Origin of the sequence: Rummeliibacillus pycnus (assembly GCF_044359855.1) — a bacterium.
In the GTDB taxonomy this organism is placed as follows: Bacteria; Bacillota; Bacilli; order Bacillales_A; family Planococcaceae; genus Rummeliibacillus; species Rummeliibacillus pycnus_A.
Genome location: NZ_CP132291.1, coordinates 2,906,179 through 2,932,745 on the forward strand (window position 1 = coordinate 2,906,179; position 26,567 = coordinate 2,932,745).

Here is a 26,567-nt window from a genome sequence, read left to right on the forward strand (position 1 = left end):
CCTGCTTTCTTTAGTTTTATTATATTTATATCTTATCAGTAAGATATTTATAAGTCAATGGAGATTAGTGAAAAAAAGAGTCAAATTCGTAAAGAAATGAGTGAATTCACGAATTGTTCAAATTTACATTGTTTTAATCCTATCTAATCACAGTTGCTGAAGCTTAGGAAAATAATCTACTCGCATTTGCAAAAAGCGCCCGTCTGTAGCGAAACGATGGAATATTACTGATTGATTAAACAAATCTAAAATAAAAAAACACCACTGTACTAGATTTATACAGTGGTGCGATGAAAATTATTAATGTATATCTTTTTTCTTAAAGTTTCCACCTTGGATTTCAGACATGTTACTAAATGCTAAAAAGGCTGTTGGATCGACGTCTTGTACGATAGATTTTAACTTTGCTTCTTCAAGTCGGCTGATTACACAAAAGATGACTTGTTTTTCGTCTTTAGTATAGCCACCCTTGCCGTTAAGATAAGTGATACCACGGCCTAGGCGATCCATGATGGCTTCACCAATTTCATCTGATTGATCACTAATAATCCAAATTGATTTTGTTTGGTTAAACCCTTCTGAAACAAGATCAATTGTTTTAAAGGCAATGAAATAAGCGATTAAAGAATACATGGCACGATCTAAGCCAAATAAAAACCCAGCGCTTCCTAAAATGAATAAGTTCATGAACAATATAATTTGCCCGACAGAGAATGGAAGCTTTTTGTTAAATAAAATAGCCAACGTTTCACTACCATCTAAACAGCCGCCTGCTCTAATTGCAATCCCTACGCCTATACCAAGCATAATGCCGCCAAGAACAGTTGCTAGAAGTGTATCATTTGTGAATGCTTGTCCATGGGGAAAGAAAGATGTAGCGAGTGATAATACGGCAATGCCGTATGCTACTGAAATAGTGAAACTTTTACCAATTTGTTTATACCCTAAATAGAGAAATGGTATGTTGAATAAAAAGAGGAATAGACCAAGTGACGTGCCTGTTATGTGAGATGCCATCATGGCAATACCCGTAACACCGCCGTCGATTAAATGATTGGGGATTAGCACTCTTTCAAGGCCAATTGCCATGATTAAAGCACCAAGAGTAATTAAAGCAAAACGGATAACGATTCTTTTATGTTTTGCTTTCTTTTTCGATATACTATCTGAATTGTCATTATTGCTCATAAAACCACCATCCTTATATTTTTTGTACCATGAATAAATACACAACTTCAAGTGATAGCTATTGGAAAACTCTAAAAATATCATGATAAATAATAGAAAAGTAATAACGGATGAATCGAGCATGAAGCATCGGGCAAGTAAAAAGGAGTATCAGAGGAAGTAAAACAAACTCATATGAACTGAAAAAATACGATAAAAACGTCTATAAAATGAAATAAAGAATATCAAAACTGACTCCAAAATTCTACGGAGTAAAGCAAAAACTTTCTTCGGAAAACTATGTTTAAAGAGATAAAAAAGCTCTTCATTATTCGCGTCAGCATAAAAGGGATTAGCTAAAGCTAAAGACGCGCACAAGAAGAGCATTTATTATTTTATTTAAGGTAGTTGCCTGCTAATCGTTAAAACTAACAGAAAGCCCCCGCTTTAATTATTGATGTCCTTGTGAGAACCATTCTGCAACGTTCCATACTTTTGTAACTAGGCCATCATAGAATTCTGGTTCGTGGCTGACTAATACGATTGTGCCTTTGTATTCTTTCATGGCACGTTTTAATTCTTCTTTTGCATCAATATCCAAGTGATTTGTCGGTTCATCGAATAGCATCCAGTTACTTTCTTCCATCATTAATTTACAAAAACGAACTTTTGCTTGTTCTCCACCGCTTAGTTGATTTAGTGGACGGGAAATGTGTTCATTTTTTAACCCTGTTTTAGCAAGTAATGCTCGCACAGTTGCTTGTTCTAAAGAAGGATATGCATTCCATACATCATCTATTGGTGTGATAGATCCTGCTTTTACTTCTTGTTCGAAATAAGAAGGGAATAAGAAATCACCGCGTTCTACTTTACCGCCAAGTGCTGGAATTTTTCCTAGCATTGTTTTCAATAATGTAGACTTACCGACCCCGTTCATACCAACTAGAGCAATTTTTTCACCGCGTTCAATTTGGAATGTAAGTGGTGGAAGTAATGGCTTATCCTTGTCATACCCAATTAGTAAATTCTCAGCATCTACTACATAGCGACTTGAGCTACGTGATTCTTTGAATGAGAATTGTGGTTTAGCAGCTGTCTCAGGACGATCAATCCGCTCCATACGATCTAATTGTTTTTGACGAGATTTTGCACGACCAGTTGTTGAGAATCGAGCTTTATTTTTTGCGATAAAAGTTTCCTGTTTTTTAATGAAATCTTGTTGCTTTTCATAGGCATCAATATGTTGACGTTTATTGATTTCTGCAAGTTCTAGGAACTTTTCGTAAGTTGCTGTGTAGCGAGTTAGTTTTGAGAATTCCAAATGGAAAATAACATCAACTACACCATTCATAAATTCAGTGTCATGTGAGATTAACAAGAAGGCATGTGGATAATCTTTTAAGTAATTGCTTAACCAAGTGATATGCTCTTCATCTAAATAGTTTGTTGGTTCGTCTAATAGCAATACTTTTGGTTTTTCCAAAAGAAGTTTTGCTAACAATAATTTTGTTCGTTGACCACCAGAAAGGGCAGTGACGTCACGGTCTAAGCCAATTGCATCTAGTCCAAGACCACGTGCAACTTCTTCGATTTTCATATCTAATGTATAAAAATCGCCTGCATCCAGAGCATCTTGAATAACTGCCATCTGTTCAAGAAGATCTTCTAATTCTTCAGGTGTTGCATCCGCCATTTTAGTTGTGATTTCATTTAATTCTTCTTCTTTTTTATAAAGAGGTAAGAAGGCATCGCGCAATGTATCACGCATTGTTCTGCCTGGTGTTAATATTGCGTGTTGGTCTAAATAGCCATAATGTGTACCTGGAAGCCATTCAACACGGCCAGCATCGTGGATTAGTTCGCCTGTAAGAATGTGCATTAATGTAGATTTACCAACGCCGTTTGCGCCGACAAGACCAACATGTTCACCTTCTACAATACGAAAAGATACATCTTTAAAAAGGGTACGGTCGCCAAAGGTATGGCCTAATTTTTCAACTGTTAATATACTCATGTGTTATCGGGTCCTCCGTATCCATGCATGGAGAATCTGCATGGGTAGTATTGTGATTTGTTTAGTGTATAGTATCTAATTTAAATATTTTAAAGCATTTCTCGGTGCACAGCAAAAAACGCCTCTATATAAGCAGGCGCTTTTAGGATTCACAAGCTTCAAGTTGCTTGTTAAGTTCTGCAAGCTGCTTTTCCATGTCTGATAGACGTTGTTCTGCTTTTTCGATAAGTTCAGGATATCCTGTAGATTCTAGCTTTTCGATATCCCCTTGTTGGCGAATATAGTCACTTTTAAGTTCTGCGATTTGATATAGTAATTCATTTTTTGTTGGCATAATAATGCTCCTTTATGAAGTTAATTCATCGTGTATTTATGTTCACTCATTTGTAGTTATTGTATCATACCGCTTGTTTTCTTGGCTTGCTCTTCTATTAAAAAAGCAGTTGATTTTGCGTGACTTGTGATGAAACTCTTTAATAATGATTGTACATATTGATTATTTCGGTTTAAATCGATATTTAATTGCTTACGCACAGCATGCTCACGTCTTGCATCATGTAGTATAAATTCCATCACTGCATTTTGTAAAAGAGATTGTTTCAGTTTTTTACCCAGCCCTAGGTTAATAAAACCATTTGCTTCAGTAGGGAATATATGTTGCATTTCAAGTTCGTCTTGGCAAGTTACGATACATGGAATACCAATAGTCGCAACCTTATATGGAGTGTATTTTGCGCCGCAAATTACAATATCTGCCTCTCCTAATAACTCATAAAGGGCATTGTCTTTTTGGATAATTTTAATGTTTTTTCGACTAAGTGCCATTAATTTTAGTTCGTCTACATCATGAGAGTAGCTAGATTGAACGATTACTGAGATTTTGATAGGTATTTGCAATTGTAATAAATGGCGTAAAATACGATAACTTGTATTATCCGCATCCATACCTTCGATTGCTACAACGATATGCGGTTTGTCAGACAACTCATCGGTTTTTTTATGAATTGCCTGTAATTGCTTCGGTACAACATAAGATGAAGGACCAACTAAATAATGTGGAAGTAATTTTTCACGCTTTTCCTGATACAGCGTATGAAAAACACAATCAGCAGCTGTTCCACCTTCTCCAAAATCATCAAAGTGGAGTACTGTAGGGATAAATGTTTTTAAGTGATCGATTAAAGGTAATTCCGTGCTTCCTACATCATGAATCAGTAAATCAGGTGAGAGCTTAGTAAGTTCTGAAACTAATTGCTTGTCATTTTTATAGACAATTGGGTTAAAACCCTTTTGAATTAAATAATCAATTGCTTGCTCATCATGATTAACCAGTATTTGAATTTGTTTTCGGTCAAACATCGCAGAGAGTGTAACGATTCTTTCAATCGGGTAAAGATTATGACAAGGAGTCACAGCTCCTACTAAAACCGTCTTTTTAGTTGTTTGCTCAGTATGTTGATATTTCATACATCTCCATCCTTTCCGCTGCTATTTTCAATTTATGGGATGAAGAGTAGTAATATGTATAAAATCGTAGTGAAACTAAAGGAACTTTGTATTCAACAAAAGTAATGCAAAAAATAGATTTAACGTTTCCGTCAAAAGACTGATTTATTGTTATTTTAAGCTTATCACCTTATGAAAGGCTTTTGCATTTGTTACAATAACTCTAGGAATTTTAAATTGGAGGTAACACCTTATGAAGATTTTACTTGTTGACGGTACGATTATTGGTCGTAAAACTGGTGCTATTTTAGAGCAAATTGAACAATATATAAAAGAATTTGATGGGGATTTTGAGATTACCCAATTACATCTTGCTGATTTTGAACACCAATTTGTAGATGGGCGTCCATTCGATCAATACAATGATGATATGAAAAAATTAGTAAAAACAATAGAAGAAGCAGATGGATACATTTTAGCTACACCAATTTTCCAAGGATCTATCCCTGGTGTCTTAAAAAATACATTTGATTTCCTCAACCCAAAAGCATTGAGATATAAACCGATTTCAATAGTAGCGAACGGAGGAACATATCAACATCATCTAGTAGTGGAAAATCAATTAAAACCAATACTTAATTATTTCCGCGCATTAGTAACGCCAAACTATGTCTATACACATGCCGGTCATTTCGATAAAGACAACAAAATTATCGATGTTAACGTACACGAACGTCTTCGTGAAATGGCACGCGTATTCGTTAAATATTGCGAATTAAGCAATGATCTACCAAAAGAAACAATTGATCAACATTAATTTATAAATAAAACCGTTTCAATGCGAGCGGTTTTTTATTTTTTACAAAATATAATTTCTCAGTTTTCAAAAAATTCAAAAGGTGTTATAATAAATTAATCATATTTGATCGGAGGTGAAGAGAATGAAGAATTCAGCTATGGAGACTCGTGCAAAACTAGATAAAGCTATGTCTATGTACTTTGCACAAGTCATTACTTTTGATTTTGCCACTAACGGGATAGGTATGCCCTTTTTTAAAGTAAATCAAATAAAAAACGTAGCTGATTAACCATTCTTTTCACATATTTTAGACGGAAAAGACTGCTCGTTAATGGGCAGTCTTTTTGCATTTAGAGGCTTTTCGCTACGTATCCGGAGGGAAAGTAGATGTCTATAAAAGCAGAAAACATCACCAAATCATTTGGTGGTCATACTATTTTTGAAAATTTAACAGTTGAGGTTCAAACAGCCGAGCATGTAGCTATAGTAGGAAATAATGGCTGTGGGAAGACAACGCTCTTACAATTATTAGCTGGTGTAGAAACACCCGACGCAGGGAGAATTATTAAAAAGAAAGACAGTTCCATTGGCTATTTGCATCAAATTCCTTTTTATCCTGACTATTCAGTAACAGATGTTTTAATGGAAGCATTCGCCTCATTATTAAACATTCAGCGAAAAATGACAGGATTTGAGGAGCAAATGGCATCAGAAGAAAATCTAGAAAAGATATTAAAAGAGTACGGACAATTACAAGAACAATTTATGCAACTTGGTGGCTATGAAATAGAATCGAAAATGGCGAGTGTTGCAAATGGTTTAGGCATTAGTCGATTACTTGGGCAACAATTTAATGAGTTGAGTGGTGGCGAAAAAACGAAGGTAATGTTAGGTCAAATATTGCTACAAAATTCGTCTGTTTTATTGCTAGATGAACCCACTAATCATTTGGATTTACAAGCCATTGAATGGTTAGAAGAATACGTTAAGAATTTTGCAGGTACTGTTATTGTCGTTTCACATGATCGTCAATTTATGAATAATGTTGTACAAAAAGTAATTGAACTAGAAGATGGAGAAGCTAGCACTTTCCATGGCAATTACGATGCTTATATTAAAGGTAAAGAAGAAAAAATTGAACAGGAATTTGCTCAATACGAGGAGCAGCAGAAGAAAATTAAGAAGATGAAAGAGGCGATTAAACGGTTAAGACAGTGGGCAAATGAAGCATCTCCTCCAAATCCTGATTTATATCGAAAAGCTAAAAGTATGGAAAAGGCTTTAGAACGGATAGAGTTAGTAAAAAAGCCAAAAATAGAAAAGAAAATGAATCTACAACTAGAGGCATCAGATCGAAGTGGTAAAGAGGTTATCTCAATTGAAAATGTAACCAAAACATATAAATCGTCATTATTTGATGATGTGAATTTCTCGGTTTATTGGCAAGATCGCCTCGCTATCGTTGGAGAAAATGGAACAGGAAAATCTACTTTGCTTAAAATGATGCTGGGAGAAGTCAAACCTGACACTGGGAAATGCATCATTGGTAGCAATGTGAAAATTGGTTATCTCGCTCAACAATTTGAAACTCTAGATGATCAAATCCGATTAATCGATGCATTCCGGGAAAACATTTCAATGACAGAAGAAGAGGCAAGACATGTGCTCGCTCAATTTCTATTTTATGGCTATGATGTATATAAAAAAGTACGCGATTTAAGTGGCGGAGAGAAGATGCGATTGCGATTGGCTCAATTAATGCAACAAGATATTAATCTTCTCATTTTAGATGAACCCACAAACCATTTAGATATTGAATCGAGAGAAGTTCTAGAGGATAATCTTCAGAATTTCGCAGGGACTATTATTGCCGTAAGTCATGATCGCTATTTCTTACAAAAAATATTCACGAAAATAGCATGGATTGAGCAACAGACAGTTATGATTCATCATGGGGATTATCAATGGGCGAAGGAGAAACAACAGGCAAATATTATCCACATTCATCGAAAAGCAAAGGATAATAAATCAACGAAGCAAGCTAAGCAATTAACAACTGAACAGCAAATAGAAAAAATCGAAAAAAGAATGCAACAGCCTCATCTATCTGATCAAGAGTATGAAAAATTGAAAAGGCAATTAGATCGATTATATGAAGATTGGTTAGCTGAATCTTGACTTTGATAGCTTTCACGCATAAAGGGTCCTCGATATTTCTATATTGTGTCGGGGACTTTTGTTGGTTGAAAGTGTACTTTGTTTTATTAATGTTTGGTGGTGTTTCTTTATTTATTTTTTTCTCCTAATAATTTATAGAACATTAGAAATGCATTACCGGCAAAACCTATAGTTAAAGTAAATGTATTATGAGGTAAAAGCTTTAACGACCATAATGCCGTCACAATTGTAGCAAAAAATTTAAAGGTCATAGGAATCTCCTACCAAGTCAAAAACCTCGTTTTTGGGGAGTGTAGTCACACTCCCGTTGCTTGCCCTTTTGATAAAGAGTGATTACGAAACTGATAGAGCCTATGATGATCTTTGAGTAAAAGGAAAGGCACAGTTTCATTTTTGAAACTGTGCCTTTATGTAAGAAACTATGCAAAATCATAAAGAAAAGATACGGTTCAACTTTTTTAACCGTACTCTTTTATTGTGTTATAGCAATATTTATTAACTTATGTAAAATTTGCATCTATAATTCCACATGCAACTAATGTCATCAAAAGCGCTAATATAAACATAATCATTACAAATTTATATTTATAACTCGGTGTTTCTTTATTTAATCTATAAAATTTTATAACTACACATAACATTGTCACCGCCATAAGAAAAACAAACAAATTTAAGATAACAATCCCTGGCATTTAATTAACTCCTTTTTCTTAAACCTTAAAAATCAAAAGACTGTTGTCCCTCACCAGACAATAGTCTTTTGATTTTAAAACACATAGGTATCTATTAATTAACTACTATATCATAATTAAGCAACATATCCTTACGTGATTGATATATTTTCACACCAATTCCAACCATAGTTACTGAAGCGCCTACAGCTGTTAATCCGCCTACAACAGCACCAATTCCTGTAGCTGCTGTTATTGCTGCAACAAGAGTTCCGGTATAAGCAGTACCTCCGGCAATTGCAAAATCATCTTCTAATGAGATTATTTCTTTAACACTATTTTTGAATGTCTGTAGTCTAACTTAAGGGGGATTTTTATTTTGGTTAAATTTCAAGTAATATTAGAAAGCAAATTGTTAAAAAGAGAAGGACGTTCAAAACAGACGATTAACATTGGAAAATAAAAAATAAAGACAATAACTGTGGGGAGTAAATCGATATTCAAAAAGAGAAAACTTCTTCTAAATAATCCAGGTTCTAAATAAGCACGATGTACCATTGAACCCTCTCCCCAACGTAATTTTGTCACATCTGAAGTCAGTATTTGAATATAGACGATCTGTTTGAAATCTACGGTTCAAACGATTTGAAGTGATTTTACCTCATATCATTTTTCAATCTAAACACTATTTCCGTTACAATAGTAGACATTGAGAGGAGCGGAATTATGTCTAAATCATTAGTTTTAGCTGAAAAACCATCCGTTGCACGCGATATTGCGCGCGTTTTAGGATGTCAAAAGAAGGGGAATGGTTTTTTAGAAGGTTCCCAATATATTGTGACATGGGCACTTGGCTACTTAGTCACACATGTAGATCCAGAACAATACGACAACAAATATAAAGAATGGAAGATGGAAGATCTACCGATTATTCCGAACCCATTTAAACTTGTTCCAATTCGTCAAACAACCAAACAATTTAATGCGGTGAAATCACAATTAGCTCGTCAAGATGTAAACCAAGTTGTTATCGCGACAGATGCTGGACGTGAAGGAGAACTTGTTGCACGTTGGATATTAGAAAAAGCCAAATGCCACAAACCGATCAAACGTCTGTGGATATCTTCTGTAACAGATAAGGCAATCAAAGACGGTTTTGCACATTTAAAAGACGGACGAGCATATAACAATTTGTATGAAGCAGCCGTTGCACGTGCAGAAGCAGACTGGGTTGTGGGGATCAACGCCACCCGTGCATTAACGGTTAAATACAATGCACAGTTATCAACAGGTCGTGTCCAATTGTATCCTGTCAATTCCTTGGGCGAAATTTGTTAATCTAGTGTTTATCTAGGTTGTACGAATTTCGCCCATTTTTATTTGGGTGGAAATTGATTTTTAAAATAAAAACTTAAATATTATTAATCCCTGTATTTCTATTTCCTTAATGTGGTGCTCATCACCATAAAGTGGGGTTGATTTCCGTTCAGGCTGGGCGCTTTTAAAGCAAGAAGTAGAAATCCTTAAACAAGCAATGATGATTATGAATTCTAAATAGAGCTAATAGCTGACCATATTTCATGTACTACGATTATGTTAATATTAAGAATACAAGATATTAAAAGGAGCACGAAAACATGGTGAAAAGCTTAGTATTAGCAGAAAAACCTTCAGTTGCACGTGATATTGCGAATGTACTGAAGTGTAATAAAAAAGGAAATGGTTTTTTAGAAGGTGACAAATACATTGTGACTTGGGCATTAGGACATTTAGTAACACTAGCCGATCCTGAAAGCTATGATGAAAAATATAAAAAGTGGAATTTAGAAGATTTACCAATGCTACCGGAGCGTTTAAAGTTAACGACAATTAAGCAGACAAGTAAACAATATAATGCAGTAAAATCACAATTAACGCGTAATGATGTTAATGAAATTATTATTGCAACAGATGCTGGCCGTGAAGGTGAACTTGTTGCACGTTGGATTATTGAACGTGCAAAAGTTAATAAGCCAATTAAACGCTTATGGATTTCTTCCGTTACAGACAAAGCCATTAAAGAAGGTTTCGCTAATTTAAAATCCGGTAAAGCATATGAAAATCTGTATTTTTCGGCTATAGCTCGTTCTGAAGCCGATTGGTACATCGGACTTAATGCCACTAGAGCATTAACTACCAAACACAATGCACAGCTAAATTGTGGACGTGTTCAAACTCCTGTTGTTGCAATGGTAGCAGCACGTGAAAATGAAATTAAAAATTTCAAGTCTCAAACGTATTACGGTATTGAAGCACAAACGAAGGAATTAAAATTAACTTGGCAAGATGCAAACGGCAATTCACGCAGCTTTAATAAAGAAAAAGTTGATCACATAGTAACTACTTTAGGTAAACAAGATGCAAACGTAATTGATGTTGAGCGTAAGCCTAAAAAATCATTTGCACCTGGTCTTTATGATTTAACAGAATTACAACGTGATGCGAATAAACTGTTTGGTTATTCAGCAAAAGAAACGTTAAATATCATGCAGAAACTATATGAATCGCATAAAGTGTTAACTTATCCTCGTACAGATTCTAGATATTTATCTTCAGACATTATTAACACCCTTCCAGAACGTTTAAAAGCGTGTGGTATAGGTCAATATCGTTCTTTAGCAAACAAAGTACTTACAAAGCCAATTAAAGCAAATAAATCATTTGTAGATGACAGTAAAGTATCTGATCACCATGCGATTATTCCAACAGAGGAATTTGTGAACTTCGCAAACTTTACGGATAAAGAACGAAAAATTTATGATTTAGTTGTAAAGCGTTTCTTAGCTGTACTTTTCCCAGCTTATAAATATGAACAATTAACAGTACAAGCTCAAATCCGTAATGAAAAATTCATTGCACGTGGTAAAACAGTAATTTCTGTTGGATGGAAGGAAGTTTACTCAAATCATTTTGACGATGAGGATGCAAATGAAGATGTGAAGGAACAATTATTACCACTTCTTGAAAAAGGACAAGTGTTAAAAACAAATATAATTGTTCAAACTTCTGGTCAAACAAGACCACCTGCTCGCTTCACAGAGGCTACTTTACTTTCAGCTATGGAAAATCCTACGAAGTATATGAACACGCAAAATAAACAACTTGTAGATACGTTAAAATCAACAGGAGGATTAGGTACTGTTGCAACACGTGCAGATATCATTGATAAACTATTCAATTCTTTCCTAATTGAAAAGCGTGGTAAGGATATTCACATTACTTCTAAAGGGAGTCAATTACTTGATTTAGTTCCTAACGAATTAAAGTCTCCTGAAACAACAGCACAGTGGGAGCAAAAGTTAGAATTAATTGCTAAAGGTAAGCTGAAAAAAGAAACATTTATTGATGAAATGAAGCAGCATACAAAAGACATTGTTACTGATATTAAAAATAGCGACAAGAAATTTAAGCATGATAATATTTCCACAAAAACATGTCCAGATTGTGGTAAACCAATGCTTGAGGTAAACGGTAAAAAAGGAAAAATGCTTATATGTCAAGATCGTGAATGTGGACACCGTAAAAATGTTTCGCGTGTTACAAATGCACGATGCCCTCAATGTAAGAAAAAACTTGAGTTACGTGGTGAAGGTGATGGACAAATCTTCGTATGTAAATGTGGCTATCGTGAAAAGTTATCTGCATTTGAAGCTCGCCGTAAAAAAGAAGGCGGCAAAAAAGCAGATAAACGTACTGTTCAAAAATATATGAAGCAACAAAATAAAGAAGAAGAACCGTTAAATAATGCATTTGCTGAGTTGTTGAAAAATTTTAATAAAGAATAGTTTTATTTTAAGAAGTCACTTATCATGACTTCTTTTTTAAAAAATTGTTATTAACTATAAGTTAAGGAGGATATTGTTATGAAAATAAAATTTAATGAAAAAAAATCTAATTTTGAAGAATACATATTTGAGGCACTTACAGAATCTAATTTTGATGATTGTCTAAATAAAACTAGAAAAGCAGCAGAAGCTTTATGTAAATCTATTCTATATTTGAAGCTTCCTGAATCTGAAGCAATTGAATTTATAACTGGTGCCCGTACAGTTAATAAATCTACAATTACTAAACCAAGAAGATTAGATTTATCTGGCTTAATTCAGTTGGTTACAACAGATAATTCATCATATATCTTTATAGATGATAGAAATGAGAGAGAGATTGTTAGGATCAACTTAGATTCGATTCGTTTATTAGGGAATAAAGGTTCTCATGATAAAGAGCATATAAGAGAAACTCAAATCATAATGGAATATCAGTTGCTTAAAAGTAATTTATTGTATTTGATTAATTGGTGTTATAAAAATATGTATTGTATGGAAATGCCAAGTAAAGTTTTAAATGCAATAAATGAATTTAAAAATGAAGAAGAAGCAAATACTATTAAACAACAAGTAAACGAAATTGATAGCTTTTATGAATTACTTCGCGAATGGCTAAAAATTCTTGAATATTCTTTTGGACCAATAGAATTTAATTTGGAAAATGACAAAATCTTTGATATAGAAATTCCAGGAAGAAGAAATACAGTTGAAAAAATTTTAGTAATAAGTAGTATTGAACATATTGATTTTAATAAGGCTTGTATAGCAAAAGAATTAAAAGATGGCTATGATTGTGTAGAAGTATGGATTGTTACTTCTAAAACAATCAGTGATTCAGCTAGAAAATTTGAAGAAGGTGTATATTGTTATACCTTTGACGAATTAATTGAAGACAATTTTACCTTAGAACCTTATTTAGATTGGTTAAATAACTATGTAAATGAAAAAAAAATTGTCGAAAATTTTATTCAACTTGAATGTGAGATTAGAGAAGAACATAAAAATACTAAAAAAATAATAGCAAGATCAGATGAGGAAATAATAAAATATACTGATAAATGGTTAGAACATGACAGTAAAGATCATTTATCAATTTTAGGAGACTTTGGTACAGGTAAAACTTGGTTTTCTCTTTATTATGCTTGGAAACTAGCCGAAAAGTATAAAGAAGCTAAAGAAAAGGGGCTTCCTAGACCTAGGATACCTATTGTAATCTTTCTAAGAGATTATGCAAAAGCAGTAAGTGTTGAAACTTTAATTTCAGATTTCTTCTTCAGAAAACATCAAATTGATCTAAAAGGTGCATTTTCAGCTTTTAACTTTTTGAATAAACATGGTAAATTACTTATCATTTTTGATGGATTTGATGAGATGTCTGATAGAATAAATAAACAAAAAATGATAGATAATTTTTGGGAACTAGCAAGCGTTATTAAAGGCAATGCAAAAGTTATTCTTACTTGTAGAAACGAACATTTCCCTGAGATAAAAGAAGGGCGCTCCGTTTTAAAAGCCGAAATGAAAGAATCTACTAAACATTTAACAGGTACCACTCCACAATTTGAAACAGTTTATTTGAAATTATTAAATGAAATTCAAATAAAGGAAATTTTAAGTAAATACACTACCCCTTCAAGCATCGAAAAGCTATTAAAAAATCAAACTATATTAGATCTTTTAAAAAGACCAGTAATGATAGATTTAATCTTAGAGTCTATTGATAATTTAGCGGATTTAGAGAATGTTGATTTGGCTACAATTTATTTTTATGCTACTAGAAATAAATTAATTAGAGATATTAAAGAAGAACGTACATTTACTTCTTTAGCAGATAAATATTTCTTTATGTGTGAAATTTCTCAAGAAATGTTACATACTAATAAATTATCGATTAGTTACAAAGAATTTCCAAATTTAATACGCCAATATTTTTCACAAGTAGTTAAAGATGATGAAATAGATTATTGGCGTTATGATATGCATGGTCAAACTTTATTGATAATTGATGAGGATGGTCAATATAAACCTGCTCATAAATCTTTTCTAGAATATTTTTTAGCATTTAAATATATTTCTTTGTTAGGATTATTAAAAACAGAATATTTAAATGTAATTAAAGAGAGAAATAAAATAGATAATAGCATAGAGCCCAAGAAATACACTTGGGATGAGTATTTTAAAATTGAAAGTGGAAGCTCAGAAAAGATTGCTCCTATTTCTGACTTTACAGTTGAGAAAATAGAAGAACTAGCAGTAATAATAGGCAAAGAACTTTTAACAAAACCAATGTGTAAATTAGCAGTTGAGATGATAGATTGGGATAAAAAATCAGAGGATTTTAATAACTTGTTGAATGCTTGTAAAGGAAAAACTTTTGAGGAAATAGGATATTTAGCTACTAACTTAACTTTAATACTTTTAATGAAGGACAAAGATCATGGTATAAATAGAGATTTTTCTAATCTCTGTCTAAGAAATTTAGACTTTAACATTCTATTTAACCATGAACGATTAGAGGATTCCATCCATTGGTATCCTACTGATTTAAGCTTTGAAAATTCTAACTTCAGCTATTCAGATTTACAAAAATCCAATTTTTCTATTTTCACTTCTTTTGAAAGCAGTGAAAATAAATATAGATCCACAAATTTTCATAAAACATTATTCTCAGATGATTTCTTCAGAGAATATCAAATCGATGATATTTGTTTAATTAAAGAAGAGAATCGACTTCTTGTTGGTGCACATGATGAATTATTACTTTTAGAAACAGATACGTTAAAAGTAATTAAAAGAATTAAAGAAACAGCATGGAAAATTTTTTATTTAAAAGAAAAGGATATAATTATCGTATCTGGCTGGTTTAAACTTCATATTTATGACAAAAATCTTAATCATATAAATACTGTAAAAGTCACTGAAACTTATAACGAATTAAAAGATTCAGATGAAAAAAATGGCTGGCTAACTAAGTTTGGTTACTTAAAAAACAAGAATGAACTTCTTGTTTTGAGTGCAAATTCTACTTTATATAAAATTGATTTGAATATATTAGAAGAGAAAGAATACCATATTATTATGCCAAATAGCATTATGAAGATGTATCTCAATAATTCTTCAGAGTGTATACTTTTAAAAGGATATGATGAAATATTCTATATATATGATTTAAAAACGAACACCATCATTCACAAGGAAGATTATACAGTAATTAGTAATTTACATTCTACACGAGATATTTATATTATTAAAAATAAGAATACTCTCGAATTAAGAGAATTGTATACTCAAGAAATTAAATGTAAACTAGATCTGAATTTAAATGAACCTATATATTCCATCAATTTCAATGAGGAGAATAACTTAATATATTGTTTTTCTAATCAAAAAATAATTTTGATTGAGTTAGAAGAAGATACTTTAAATATTAAATCTGAGATTTCAGTAGAAAAGAATGAATTAGTTAAATTGGCGGAATTTTCTAGTGATAGTTCTTTTAAACAGCTCAAAAAGATAATATGTTTAAAGGAAGATAATATATTAATGTTAGTTGATAATCTCATTGGGGTTTATTCAATGAAAGAAAATAAATTCATCAAATACTTCAAGAGATTTGATAATATTATTGATGCTAATTTTAGAAATTGCGAGGGTTTAAGTGAAGAAACTCTTCAGAGAATATATCAAAATGGTGGTATCATTTAAAAGTAAGAACTCCTTCTTTTCTTTAAGGAAGGAGTTTTTTATTTCCATAATATTGACAGGATACAATTGAACCCTGCCACAATTTAGTTGTGCATTAAATCGTGTAGTGAGGGCACGGCTTGCATTCAGCCCAATGTACCAATCTGCCTCAGAACGTGCAACTGCTGCAAAATATAAGTTCTCATAAGCTTTACCAGGTTTTAAATTACTAAATCCATCTTTTATTGCTTTATCTGTTACTGATGAGATCCATAATCGTTTAATAGCCTTGTGGACTTTTGCTTTTTCAATAATCCAACGAGCAACTAATTCACCTTCACGTCCTGCATCTGTTGCGATAATGATTTCATTTACATCACCACGGGTAAGCTGTGACTTAACGGCATTAAATTGTTTTCCAGACTGTTTGATTACTGTAAGTTTTAATCGGTCTGGTAGCATTGGTAGGTCTTCTAAATTCCATGTTTTATACTTAACATCGTAGCTTTCAGGGTCTGCTAGTGTTACTAGGTGTCCTAATGCCCATGTTACGATGTATTTTGAACCCTCTAAATAACCATTTCCTTTTTTATCACACTTCAATACTCGAGCAATATCACGCGCTACAGAAGGCTTCTCAGCTAAAACTAAGCTTTTTGCCATATATAAAACATCCTTTCATAAATCCTTGTGTTTAATATAGCATATTGCCATCAAATTAATCATTTAAGATTTGCAAGAAGATGGACTTTAAAGGAACAATTCATTACCTATGGATATAATTTTACTAACTAAAATATCTAGCCTGTTAAGAAATGATAAGAGATATTTTACTATTTAGAACCATTACTTAACCCAAATTTAAATTGCTTTCTCGGGTTGATTTACATCACACCAAACTTTAGCGTAAATTTTGAAATGGTAAAATAACGAGAGCAACCCGAGAGATGGTTGAGGACTATACACGCGATATGAGCCTTTCTGTGTGGTCTCTCCCGAGTTAGAAAGGGAATAGGTATATTTTCCCGCTACACAGGCCTACAGATTGCTGTAGAAGGCTGCAGAGGTGCTTGGAAGGGATGACATCGGTACGCATACCATGCGAAAGACATTTGGGTACCATCATTACAAGCAACCTATAAAGACGTGGCAGTGTTGTAGCAGTTATTTAATCATTCCGCACAATCAATCAACGTGAAGTACATCGGTGTTACAGAAGATGAAGTCGATGCGACGATGGAAGATTTTTTGCTTTAAATTTAAGTTGACAAAGCCTTTAATGTAAAGTATATTTTACGTAAAGAGCACTTTACATCGAAGTGAGGGAGAAAATGAAAAATAATATAAAAAATCTTCGTACTGAAAATCATCTGACTCAGGATGAATTAGCAGAAAAGTTACAAGTGTCGAGACAAACTATTATTTCATTAGAAAAAAATAAATATAATCCATCTATAATATTAGCCTTTAAAATAGCTAGACTTTTTAATTGTTTAATTGAAGATGTGTTTATGTATGAGGAGGAATGATTGTGATAGATTTCTTATTTTCAAATAATAGCAAAACAGCTAAATTTATAGCTATAATATCAGGAATCTTCGTTTTTATAGTGGGGCTATATGCAAGTTATGAGGATTTTTTTAATCATAAAGTGTCTACTGGGGTTTTATTAATGGCAATAGGTATAATGCAACTCTGTAATTATTTTTTAATACCTCATATGTCGCTTAAAGACGAACGTGCAAAATTAATAAAAGAAAAATCTATGAGTATTAGTTATTATTTTTATTTAATTGTAATGTTGAGCATGCTATTACTGATAGATAATCCATTTTTCGCTTTCCATTTAAGCGTTAGGGAAGTATTAATATTACTTATTTCTATTTATTTGGTTTTTATCAATTTATCAATGGTTTACTTTTCTAAAAAAGTGTAAAAAAACAAACAGTCTTAATGACTGCTTGTTTTTTTTTTTTTATAAAGGTTCTATATCAAAAGTTCTAACCCAATAGATTTTAACATAGATTCCATTTTTCCCTTTATTGTTTGCTTCTATTCTTTTAGCTAATAATTGATACCAACCTGCACTTAGTGCAAAACCACCAGCTATTACAAGGGAAGGGGCTGTTACAACTGCACCTGCACCCATTCCTATTACAGTATAGTCAATTTGATCTTTATAGGCAGCCGCTTGTTTTTTGGTGAATTTACGATCATAACCCCACACGTGATATGTCCATTCACCATAAGTAGCTCTAAGTTGAGGGCCAATTTTGTCAATTGTCAAGTCCTCGTTGATTTTAATTTGTCCATTATCAACTTTTTGATTTAGCATATCAAAATGAGTTTGAAGTTCTGACAAATGATATTTTTTATATTGACCTGGTGGAACAAATTTAAAACCAACATGCCCATTTGAATCAACAGTAATATATTTTTGGATTTGTTCTAAATCCCTTTCTTGTTGGACAGCAGCACTTTCGGATAATGCGTAATTTTCAACGTTTTCATTTTGAACATCATTGTTTTCGGATTGGTCGTAATTTTCCACTCCGTTTTTTACTTCTTCGGCATTTGCTTGTAACGGAGCAAATGCAGATAAAAGAAGTACGCTTGATAAAGCTAAAGAAGCATATTTTTTCATATTTTCCTCCAGATATATGTATATTTGGTATTGCATTATAACTATAACACAAAATATGGTTAATTTAAAAATAAAATTTATTTTTACTTAAAAATGTAATACAATGCGATAGGAAATAATGTTTGTTTATGGATATTCCCCGAAAATTAAGATACTTAAATATTCAACCGAGTTTATAAAGTTGATTGAGAGAACACTAAAAAGAAAAAACAAGTGGCTGTTAGTCACTTGTTTTTTTCTTTTTTATATTTATTAGATCAATCGTACTGTATTTTAATATAAATATATATTAATAAATTCACGTGAAAGTTGCTATGTATTCAGATTCTAAACAGGACTTATACACTACATCAAAAGGTCGTCAGTTATTAGAACTTGCACCAGCTGATTTAAAATCTCCAGCATTAACAGCAGAATGGGAAAAAGAATTAACAAAAATTGCTAAAGGTACAGCGAAAAAATCCGATTTTATTAATAATATGGTTAATTTTTCTAAAAACGCTGTTAGAGATATTAAAGCAAATGATAAAAAATTCAAACATGATAATGTCTCTGGAAAACAATGTCCGGAATGTGGAAAACTATTACTAGAAGTCAATGGTAAACGTGGCAAAATGTTAGTCTGTCAAGACCGTACTTGTGGATATAAGAAAAAAGTCTCCACATTAACAAATGCACGCTGTCCAGTTTGTCATAAAAAATTAGAACTACGTGGTGAAGGTGATGGCCGTATTTTTGTATGTTCATGCGGTCACCGAGAAAAGCTATCGGCATTTGAAAAACGTAAACAGGCAACAGGTAATACAAAAGTGTCGAAACGTGACGTTCAAAAGTACATGAAAAAACAAGAAGAGCCAGCAAATAACGCTATGGCTGAAGCATTACAAAAATTATTCGGCAATAATGATAAGAAATAACGTTACAATAGTAGTAAAATTTTCCTGCAAAATATCATGGCAAAATTTGAGAAAAAAGGCATTTTAAAATCTCAAATATTGGTGCTAATATAGTTTTAACTATTTTGATATTAAAAAAGGGGGGATTGACATGAATATAGCTTCTCTTGTAAGCGATCGCTATACAGAAATTGAAAATCGTAAGCGGGCACTTCGTCAGAAAACAGCAGATAATGCTTATCGCAAAAATGCTCAATATTTTAAGCCGAATTTTAATCCAGCACTCGAAGAACTAGTGGAGTTATTGACCGGAAAAAAAGAACAAGAGCACCAACCCGAAGTACAATCTGCTATTCGTGATTTGAAACAAAACCAGGAAAAAGCAGTTAAGGCTGAGGTAGAGTCAAGTATCATAGTAGAGAAGGATGTAAATACGGAGAAAATGGAAGCGTCTTCTTTGCAGCAGGCAATCACATCTTCTCACAGTGCCCCTCACGATCAGACAATTGCGATTCTAGAGGATGTACGTCTCACAGCATTAGCTCCAGAAAATCCGAGTAAACAGGATTATCAAGTTGTCGCTAATGCTACTGAAACCATTCAACAAGCTAAAGGTCAATCTACTCAAGCAAGTGAACCATTAAAAGTGGTCCAAATGAATGGGCAGGAGAAAGATGAGACTGCTAAGAAACTTTTTTTAAAAAAAGCAATATCTCGTTACTCCTTCCATGTGCAAATGGCTAAACAAGGATTCCAGTTTGCACAACCAACTATCTATCTGGCTGTATAGAGGAAGTGTTATTCTATGGCAAAACATAAAATGCAAAAAACAAACGCAGTACGTCTTTTAGATCAAAAAAAAATTCCATATGTACTTGCAGAATATGAAGTAGAAGAAGGAAAAATCGACGGCGTATCGGTTGCAACAAAAATTAACCAACCAGTAGAAAAAGTGTTCAAAACGCTTGTAGCAATAGCGGGTAAAGGAAATCTCTATGTTTTTGTTATACCTGTAGCTGAAGAGTTAAACTTAAAAAAAGCTGCCAAAGCTGTTGGTGAAAAGAAAATAGAAATGCTTCATGTAAAAGATTTACTGCCTAATACAGGATATATCCGTGGTGGTTGTTCACCTATTGGCATGAAAAAGTATTACCCTACATTTATCGATATTTCTGCTGAACAAGTGGATGAAATGTATGTTAGTGCAGGGAAAATCGGTATGCAAATTTGCATTGTGCCAGAAAATCTAGTAAAAGCTACTAATGCAAATTTAGTATCACTTACTTGAAATTAATAATATTCTTGATACAATTAAAAAGCTAATTAATGAAAAGCCATTTATGTACTAGCATAGAATGGCTTTTCGTTTGTAATTGTAGAAAGAAGGATTTATATGAAAAAAGCAGATAGATGGCGTTGGCTATTCTTTTTTACAGGAATTATGGTCATTGGCCTTGGTATTGCGTTAACTGTAAAAGGCCAACGTTTTGGTGTAGGCTCTTGGGATGTTCTACACATTGGTTTATATAATCATTTTGGTTTATCGATTGGAGCATGGTCCGATATTGCAGGGATTACTATTATTACAATTTCTTCAATCGGCTTACGTCAATTCCCGAAAATCGCAACATTTTTGAATATGATTTTCATCGGAGTATTTATTGATTTCTTCAACTGGTTATTACCAGATGTTCATGAGATCTCATTTCAATTTATGGACTTTATCTTAGGGGTTATTTTAATCGCAGTGGGTGGAGGTATTTATATTTCTGCTAATTTAGGTGCAGGTCCTCGTGATAGTTTAATGCTTCTTGCAGTAGAAAAATTTCACTGTAGTATTACTTTAGCGCGTACGATTATGGAAATTGTTGTTGCATTTGCAGGTTATCTTCTTGGAGGACCTGTTGGAATTGGGACAATAATTATGGTATTTGCACTTGGTCCTATTGTTCAATTGTCTCTTGGAGTTTGTCGTAAATTATTGATGAAGTGTATTGGTGACGAACAAGTTGCATTTTTCTAATATAGAGAATTTGAAAAGGAGTTTTCCTTAAGTGATCTTTAGGGAGACTCTTTTTTTGTCGATAAAATATGTATTTAATAACAGTTTTCTAATTTTATTTATGGTTTTATTTACATATCATATCATGCATTTAGGCACCCTTTTAACTTAAAAAAAATCCTACCGCAGCATCATTTTCTGAATATTCAATAATGTTAGAATAAATTATGTAAGTGTTTCAAAATAATGGACGGAAGGGGTTTTTCTTTGAAAAAAGTTAAGTGGGTATCATTAGTTCTTTCGAGTAGCTTAGTACTATCGTTGATGAGTCCTTTGGCGAGTAAAGATGCAAGTGCAGAAACAAAGTCTTATGAAAATTGGAATACAGATCGATATGGTGATCGAATTGATATCGATCATCAGCTGAGCAAGCAAACTGAAAGTGCTGATTTCCAAAAGAAAGCTGAGGAAAAGATTAAAGAGCAGGCTAGTGAAGCGAAGGCTCTAGCAACATCTGATGCAGAGACAGATCCTAACTTCACATACGATGGTGGTACCAAATTATTTTTAAATAGGAATTTAGATCTTAAGGAATTCACGTTACGAAGTGTTGGCGACAATGTTGAAGTATGGGTTGCACACGATTTAGCATATGGTCCAGATAATCCTCGAAATCCAGATGTCGTAACACAAGCGCAAGTGGACAAGCTTCGTGATGAGTTTGACAAAAATATTTATCCGAAAGCAACAAGTTTCTTTGGTACACCGGATGCGTTAGATGGATCCAAATCTCCATTACCAGGAATGGTTGGATTGCCAAAAGACTACTATACAGGTTCTAACAAAGTCATTATGCTGGTTGACAATATTCAAGATGAGGGATGGAATAATCCTAACTATCCATTCTTTGTGGCGGGTTTCTTCTGGCAGACAATAGAAAAATATATTAATCGAAATATTATTACAATCGATACAAGTTCATGGGATACTCGCTTAGAATCTACTTTCTTTGGCACAACAATCCATGAATTACAACATCTAATTCAAGCGGATAATGATCCATCTGAGGAATCATGGGTTAATGAGGGGATGTCTACTTTCGCTGAATATCTAGGCGGTTATGGACATGATGATGGTTCGATTAATTTCTTCCTTGATCACCCTGAAAACTCACTGGTAAACTGGGATGAACATAATAGTGCAGAAACAGGTCCAGAAACAATCGCTGATTACGGTGAAGTTTATTTATTCATGCTTTATCTATATGATAAATTTGGACATGACTTTATCAAATCATTAGCAACTGATGGTACTTCCCAAGGCATTGAAAGTATTGAGAATGTTTTAAAACAATACAAAACGAATAAAGACTTTACGAAAGTTTATCAAAACTTCATGACAGCTCTTGCTCTAGATGATAGCACAGTAAGCAAAAATTATAATATTGATAGCATTGATTTACGTGATTTAGTGGTTGATAGACAAGGTACAAAACGTGGCAAAACAATTGATTTTGAAAAAGCACAAGTGTATGAAAAACAGGGTGTCCCTGCTTGGGGAGGAGATTTCAAATCACTTGATTTTACAAAAGAAATTAGAGGAATGAAGTTTAATGGTGCTGATTTCTTACCACTACAATGGAAAACTGTTGCAGATCCACTTGGTTCTGGTAAACAAGTTTTATGGGGCAATACGGGTAGCCAAGCTGATAATCAAATGATCTTTGAAGCAGATTTATCTTCTACTAACAAAGCAACATTGAACTTTGATCACTATTATCAAATTGAAGAGCAATGGGATTTCGGAGCTGTTCAAGTGTCCACAGATAATGGGGAAACATGGACAAGTCTAGCAAATGATCATACAAGATCTGATATTACTACAGAAGGTTATCCAAATACACAAGCTAATCTACCTGGCTTTACAGGAACGAATAAAAAATGGACTCCTGAAACGTTTGACTTATCCAAATATGCAGGAAAGAAAGTGTTAATTGCATTCCGTTATATGACGGATTGGGGTTCAGAAGAAGCTGGTTGGTATGTGAAAAACATTAGCATCCCTGAAATTGGTCTATCAAAATCAGGTACATCAACTGATGGTTTCCAATCTATTGGTCAATTGAAAAAAGAATACCTTGATTATGTCGTGACTTTTATCCAAACAAAGAAAAATAGTAAAGAGCGTGTTTATCATGTGAATCCATTTAATGTAACAGATACTCAAGCTCTTGATATTCAGAAAATATTAAAAGAAGGCAATGTGAAGATGATTACTTCTTATGCAGCAAAACCAGGACAACTGAATCCATTAGATTTCTCTTATGAGGTTATCTTAAAAGGAGATAAACCGAATAAAGGAAATCAAAAAGGTAAAAATAAATAATCTTATGTAATGAATACTGTCTATTAATTTCAAATTATATTAGCAGAAACGAAAAACAAGATAATTTGTTTTTCGTTTCTGCTTTTTAATATTTTTATGTTAAATTGAAAATTTCTTGAAATAGGCAGTTAGTATGCTTTCTTACTTCATCTTTTTATCTATTAACATATTAGCCTCTAACACATTCATTTTATCTTCTCCTAACACACCAAATACCTTTTTGGATGTGGCCTCTTTTATAATATTTTGCACCTCTTCTTTCGATAAATGAGATGTTGCTGCAATACGATCAATTTGTATTTCAGCTGAAGGAATTGAAATATGTGGATCTAGCCCAGATCCGGAACTAGTCATTAAATCAGCAGGAATATCTTTTTTAGAGACAGATGGATTGTTCTTTAAAAATTCATCTACACTGTCATTCATTCGTTTCGTCAACTCTGGATTAGATGGAGCGTAGTTAAAGTTTCCAGAACTGACACCTGTATAGTTTGGATCATTTTTTTCATATACATTATAATTCACACTTGAAACGCGACTAATAAAATGAGCTGGATTTTCAAAGGTTTGGCCGATTAATTTCGATCCTACTACTTTACCATCTATCTTAATCAGACTACCATTTGCTTTATCATGGAAAACTAGTTGTGAAACACCAGTTACAGCAAATGGATAAATAAGGCCGCAGATAATCATCATCACAACAGATGTTAAAAAAGCTACCTTGATTTGTGGAAATATTTTTTTCATCGTCATGACTCCTCTCTAAATTCCTATCATTTTTAATATTGGTGCAATAATAATATCGATTACTTTAATGCCGATGAAGGGAACTATCGCACCGCCAACTCCGTAAATTATGCTGTTTTTGATCAATAGTTTTGATGAACTCATCGCTTTATATTGCACACCTTTCATCGCCACAGGAATGAGTAGGGGGATGATAATGGCGTTGAAAATAAGTGCTGAAAGAATAGCACTTGTTGAAGAGTCTAAGTGCATAATATTTAAACGATTCATCTCTGGAATGCCAATTAGTAAAATTGCTGGGATAATCGCAAAATACTTCGCAATATCATTTGCGATACTGAATGTTGTTAGTGCTCCTCGAGTCATTAACAGCTGCTTCCCAATTTCAACGACTTCAATAATTTTAGTTGGATCGGAATCTAGGTCAACCATATTTGCTGCTTCTTTGGCAGAGTTTGTACCTGTATTCATTGCCATTCCAACATCTGCTTGAGCAAGTGCTGGTGCATCATTCGTACCATCACCAGTCATAGCGACAACTTTTCCTAGTTTTTGTTCATCTCTTATGACTTGAATTTTATCTTCTGGTTTGCTTTCTGCAATGAAACCATCAACTCCAGCTTCTTTGGCAATTGCTGCAGCTGTTAGTGGATTATCTCCTGTGCACATAATGGTTTTAATCCCCATTTCACGTAGCTGTTTGAAGCGCTCTTTCAAACCAGACTTCACAACATCTTTTAAGTAAATCACACCGAGAATCATTTCATTTTTCATGACAACTAAAGGCGTTCCACCTTCGTTTGATACAACATGAATAAGTTTTTCTAAATCTCTCGGTACAGCCTTGCTTTCTTTCTTAATCGTGTCATAAGCACCTTTTCGATACCTTTCACCATCTGCTGTATTGAGGCCACTCATTCGTGTTTGTGCAGTAAATGGAATATGCTCACTTGATTGAATAATCTGTTCGACATCTTGCACAGCAAGTTTTTGTTCCTTAGCTAAAGCAATAATTGATTTTCCTTCCGGTGTGTCATCTGTTAATGAACTTAAATACGCTGCAGCTGTTAATTCTTCTTGGTTAACACCAGATACAGGAAGAAAAGCTGTCGCCATACGATTCCCGTGAGTAATTGTCCCTGTCTTATCTAAAATTAATGTATCTACATCACCACATGCTTCTACTGCTTTCCCATTCATCGCAATCACATTAAATTGTGTTACGCGGTCCATTCCTGCGATACCAATTGCAGATAGTAATCCGCCGATTGTCGTTGGAATAAGACATACTGTTAATGCGATTAAAGTTGCAATTGAAATGTCGATGTTTAAATATTGCAGCATTGGATAAAGCGTCATAACCACTAATAAGAAGATAATGGTTAAACTTACGAGCAATGTACTTAATGCAATTTCATTCGGAGTCTTTTTCCGATTTGCTCCTTCTATAAGAGAAATCATTTTATCTAAAAAGGACTCTCCTGGAAGTGAAGTGATTTTAATGGTTAATTCATCACTTGTGACAATCGTACCTCCTGTAACAGAAGAGAAGTCTCCACCTCTTTCCTTCACGACTGGCGCAGATTCACCTGTAATAGCTGATTCGTCTACAGTTGCAATTCCATCAACTACTTCACCGTCATTTGGGATTGTTTCACCTGCACGAACGATCACAATATCACCATGTGTAAGTTCACTAGCTTGTTTCATTACTTCATTTCCATCTATAATCACTCTTGCAGATGTAGAAGATTTGGTTTTTTTCAGAGTGGCAACTTGGGCTTTCCCTCGACCTTGTGCTATTGATTCTGCGAAATTTGCAAACAAAATCGTTAAAAATAAAACAACTGCAACAACGCAATTATATAAACGTAGATTTTCTTCTCCTGCATGGAATAGAGAAGGAAAGATTGATAACAGTACAACGAGGAAAAAGCCGATTTCTACGACAAACATAACAGGGTTTTTTAACATATATATTGGATTAAATTTTTTTAAAGCACTTACGAATGAAGTGGCTACAATCTCCTTTGTTAAGAGGCCATTCTTTTTTGCTCCCATGTTC

At 33.4% G+C, this 26,567-nt stretch carries 19 protein-coding genes and 4 pseudogenes; 13 read left to right on the forward strand and 10 right to left on the reverse strand.

The genetic code is table 11. The annotated features are described in order from the left end of the window. Window positions 1-300: 300 nt before the first annotated feature. From Q8X41_RS14335 to Q8X41_RS14350, 4 genes are all read right to left on the reverse strand, one after another. Window positions 301-1,188, reverse strand: coding sequence for a YitT family protein (locus Q8X41_RS14335; protein ID WP_397536946.1), 888 nt, complete (start codon window positions 1,186-1,188; stop codon window positions 301-303). A gap of 430 nt (window positions 1,189-1,618) precedes the next feature. After that, window positions 1,619-3,181, reverse strand: coding sequence for an ABC-F family ATP-binding cassette domain-containing protein (locus Q8X41_RS14340; protein ID WP_397536947.1), 1,563 nt, complete (start codon window positions 3,179-3,181; stop codon window positions 1,619-1,621). 142 nt (window positions 3,182-3,323) lie between these two features. Beyond that, entirely contained in the window at window positions 3,324-3,515 is a 192-nt protein-coding gene (locus Q8X41_RS14345) for an SE1832 family protein (RefSeq protein WP_397536948.1), read from the reverse strand. 56 nt (window positions 3,516-3,571) lie between these two features. Continuing rightward, a complete protein-coding gene (locus tag Q8X41_RS14350; protein ID WP_397536949.1) occupies window positions 3,572-4,648 on the reverse strand; it encodes a PseG/SpsG family protein in 1,077 nt (358 codons plus the stop codon). Window positions 4,649-4,880: 232 nt separating this feature from the next. Here Q8X41_RS14350 and Q8X41_RS14355 point away from each other — a divergent pair, with 232 nt between their 5' ends. The 3 genes from Q8X41_RS14355 to abc-f all read left to right on the forward strand — a co-directional run bounded on the left by Q8X41_RS14355 (window position 4,881) and on the right by abc-f (window position 7,604). Further along, window positions 4,881-5,444, forward strand: coding sequence for an NADPH-dependent FMN reductase (locus Q8X41_RS14355; protein ID WP_397536950.1), 564 nt, complete (start codon window positions 4,881-4,883; stop codon window positions 5,442-5,444). A gap of 124 nt (window positions 5,445-5,568) precedes the next feature. Further along, window positions 5,569-5,715, forward strand: a complete 147-nt coding sequence (locus Q8X41_RS14360; protein ID WP_397536951.1) for an RAxF-45 family protein — start codon at window positions 5,569-5,571, stop codon at window positions 5,713-5,715. A 98-nt stretch (window positions 5,716-5,813) separates the two neighbouring features. Then, a complete protein-coding gene (gene abc-f, locus Q8X41_RS14365) occupies window positions 5,814-7,604 on the forward strand; it encodes a ribosomal protection-like ABC-F family protein (protein WP_397536952.1) in 1,791 nt (596 codons plus the stop codon). A gap of 500 nt (window positions 7,605-8,104) precedes the next feature. Here abc-f and Q8X41_RS14370 read toward each other — a convergent pair whose 3' ends face one another. Next, window positions 8,105-8,296: a hypothetical protein gene (locus tag Q8X41_RS14370; protein ID WP_397536953.1), complete on the reverse strand. Its 192-nt coding sequence runs from the start codon at window positions 8,294-8,296 to the stop codon at window positions 8,105-8,107. 94 nt (window positions 8,297-8,390) lie between these two features. Next, a pseudogene (locus Q8X41_RS14375) lies at window positions 8,391-8,621 on the reverse strand (geobacillin-26 family protein); the annotation flags it as partial. 380 nt (window positions 8,622-9,001) lie between these two features. Here Q8X41_RS14375 and Q8X41_RS14380 point away from each other — a divergent pair. The 3 genes and pseudogenes from Q8X41_RS14380 to Q8X41_RS14390 form a co-directional block, all read left to right on the forward strand. Then, window positions 9,002-9,577: pseudogene (locus tag Q8X41_RS14380) on the forward strand (toprim domain-containing protein); the annotation flags it as partial. 335 nt (window positions 9,578-9,912) lie between these two features. Continuing rightward, window positions 9,913-12,099 (forward strand): DNA topoisomerase III, encoded by a 2,187-nt coding sequence (locus tag Q8X41_RS14385; RefSeq protein WP_397536954.1) that lies wholly within the window; start codon window positions 9,913-9,915, stop codon window positions 12,097-12,099. A gap of 78 nt (window positions 12,100-12,177) precedes the next feature. Beyond that, complete coding sequence (locus Q8X41_RS14390; protein WP_397536955.1) at window positions 12,178-15,846, forward strand: NACHT domain-containing protein; 3,669 nt, start codon at window positions 12,178-12,180, stop codon at window positions 15,844-15,846. A 33-nt stretch (window positions 15,847-15,879) separates the two neighbouring features. Here the strand turns inward: Q8X41_RS14390 and Q8X41_RS14395 are convergent. Continuing rightward, a pseudogene (locus Q8X41_RS14395) lies at window positions 15,880-16,488 on the reverse strand (toprim domain-containing protein); the annotation flags it as partial. Window positions 16,489-17,156: 668 nt separating this feature from the next. Between Q8X41_RS14395 and Q8X41_RS14400 the strand changes: the two are divergent. Next, the gene (locus Q8X41_RS14400; protein ID WP_397536956.1) at window positions 17,157-17,354 is read left to right on the forward strand and encodes a helix-turn-helix transcriptional regulator; all 198 of its coding nucleotides are present in this window, start codon (window positions 17,157-17,159) and stop codon (window positions 17,352-17,354) included. Between the two features lie 2 nt (window positions 17,355-17,356). Then, window positions 17,357-17,761 (forward strand): hypothetical protein, encoded by a 405-nt coding sequence (locus tag Q8X41_RS14405; RefSeq protein WP_397536957.1) that lies wholly within the window; start codon window positions 17,357-17,359, stop codon window positions 17,759-17,761. A 39-nt stretch (window positions 17,762-17,800) separates the two neighbouring features. Here the strand turns inward: Q8X41_RS14405 and Q8X41_RS14410 are convergent, their stop codons facing one another. Beyond that, window positions 17,801-18,469: a hypothetical protein gene (locus tag Q8X41_RS14410; RefSeq protein WP_397536958.1), complete on the reverse strand. Its 669-nt coding sequence runs from the start codon at window positions 18,467-18,469 to the stop codon at window positions 17,801-17,803. A 332-nt stretch (window positions 18,470-18,801) separates the two neighbouring features. On the opposite strand from Q8X41_RS14410, the pseudogene Q8X41_RS14415 reads away from it, so the two are divergent. The 5 genes and pseudogenes from Q8X41_RS14415 to Q8X41_RS14435 all read left to right on the forward strand — a co-directional run. After that, window positions 18,802-19,386, forward strand: a pseudogene (locus Q8X41_RS14415) (DNA topoisomerase III); the annotation flags it as partial. A gap of 130 nt (window positions 19,387-19,516) precedes the next feature. After that, window positions 19,517-20,155 carry a hypothetical protein gene (locus Q8X41_RS14420; protein WP_397536959.1) on the forward strand — a complete coding sequence of 213 codons (639 nt, stop codon included), beginning with the start codon at window positions 19,517-19,519 and terminating at the stop codon, window positions 20,153-20,155. A gap of 15 nt (window positions 20,156-20,170) precedes the next feature. Next, complete coding sequence (ybaK, locus tag Q8X41_RS14425; protein WP_397536960.1) at window positions 20,171-20,653, forward strand: Cys-tRNA(Pro) deacylase; 483 nt, start codon at window positions 20,171-20,173, stop codon at window positions 20,651-20,653. Between the two features lie 105 nt (window positions 20,654-20,758). Continuing rightward, complete coding sequence (locus Q8X41_RS14430; protein ID WP_397536961.1) at window positions 20,759-21,388, forward strand: YitT family protein; 630 nt, start codon at window positions 20,759-20,761, stop codon at window positions 21,386-21,388. Window positions 21,389-21,634: 246 nt separating this feature from the next. Then, window positions 21,635-23,752, forward strand: coding sequence for a choice-of-anchor J domain-containing protein (locus Q8X41_RS14435; protein ID WP_397536962.1), 2,118 nt, complete (start codon window positions 21,635-21,637; stop codon window positions 23,750-23,752). A gap of 141 nt (window positions 23,753-23,893) precedes the next feature. Here the strand turns inward: Q8X41_RS14435 and kdpC are convergent, their stop codons facing one another. Continuing rightward, a complete protein-coding gene (gene kdpC / locus Q8X41_RS14440) occupies window positions 23,894-24,502 on the reverse strand; it encodes a potassium-transporting ATPase subunit KdpC (protein ID WP_397536963.1) in 609 nt (202 codons plus the stop codon). A 15-nt stretch (window positions 24,503-24,517) separates the two neighbouring features. Then, window positions 24,518-26,563: a potassium-transporting ATPase subunit KdpB gene (gene kdpB / locus Q8X41_RS14445; protein WP_397536964.1), complete on the reverse strand. Its 2,046-nt coding sequence runs from the start codon at window positions 26,561-26,563 to the stop codon at window positions 24,518-24,520. Window positions 26,564-26,567 lie beyond the last annotated feature (4 nt).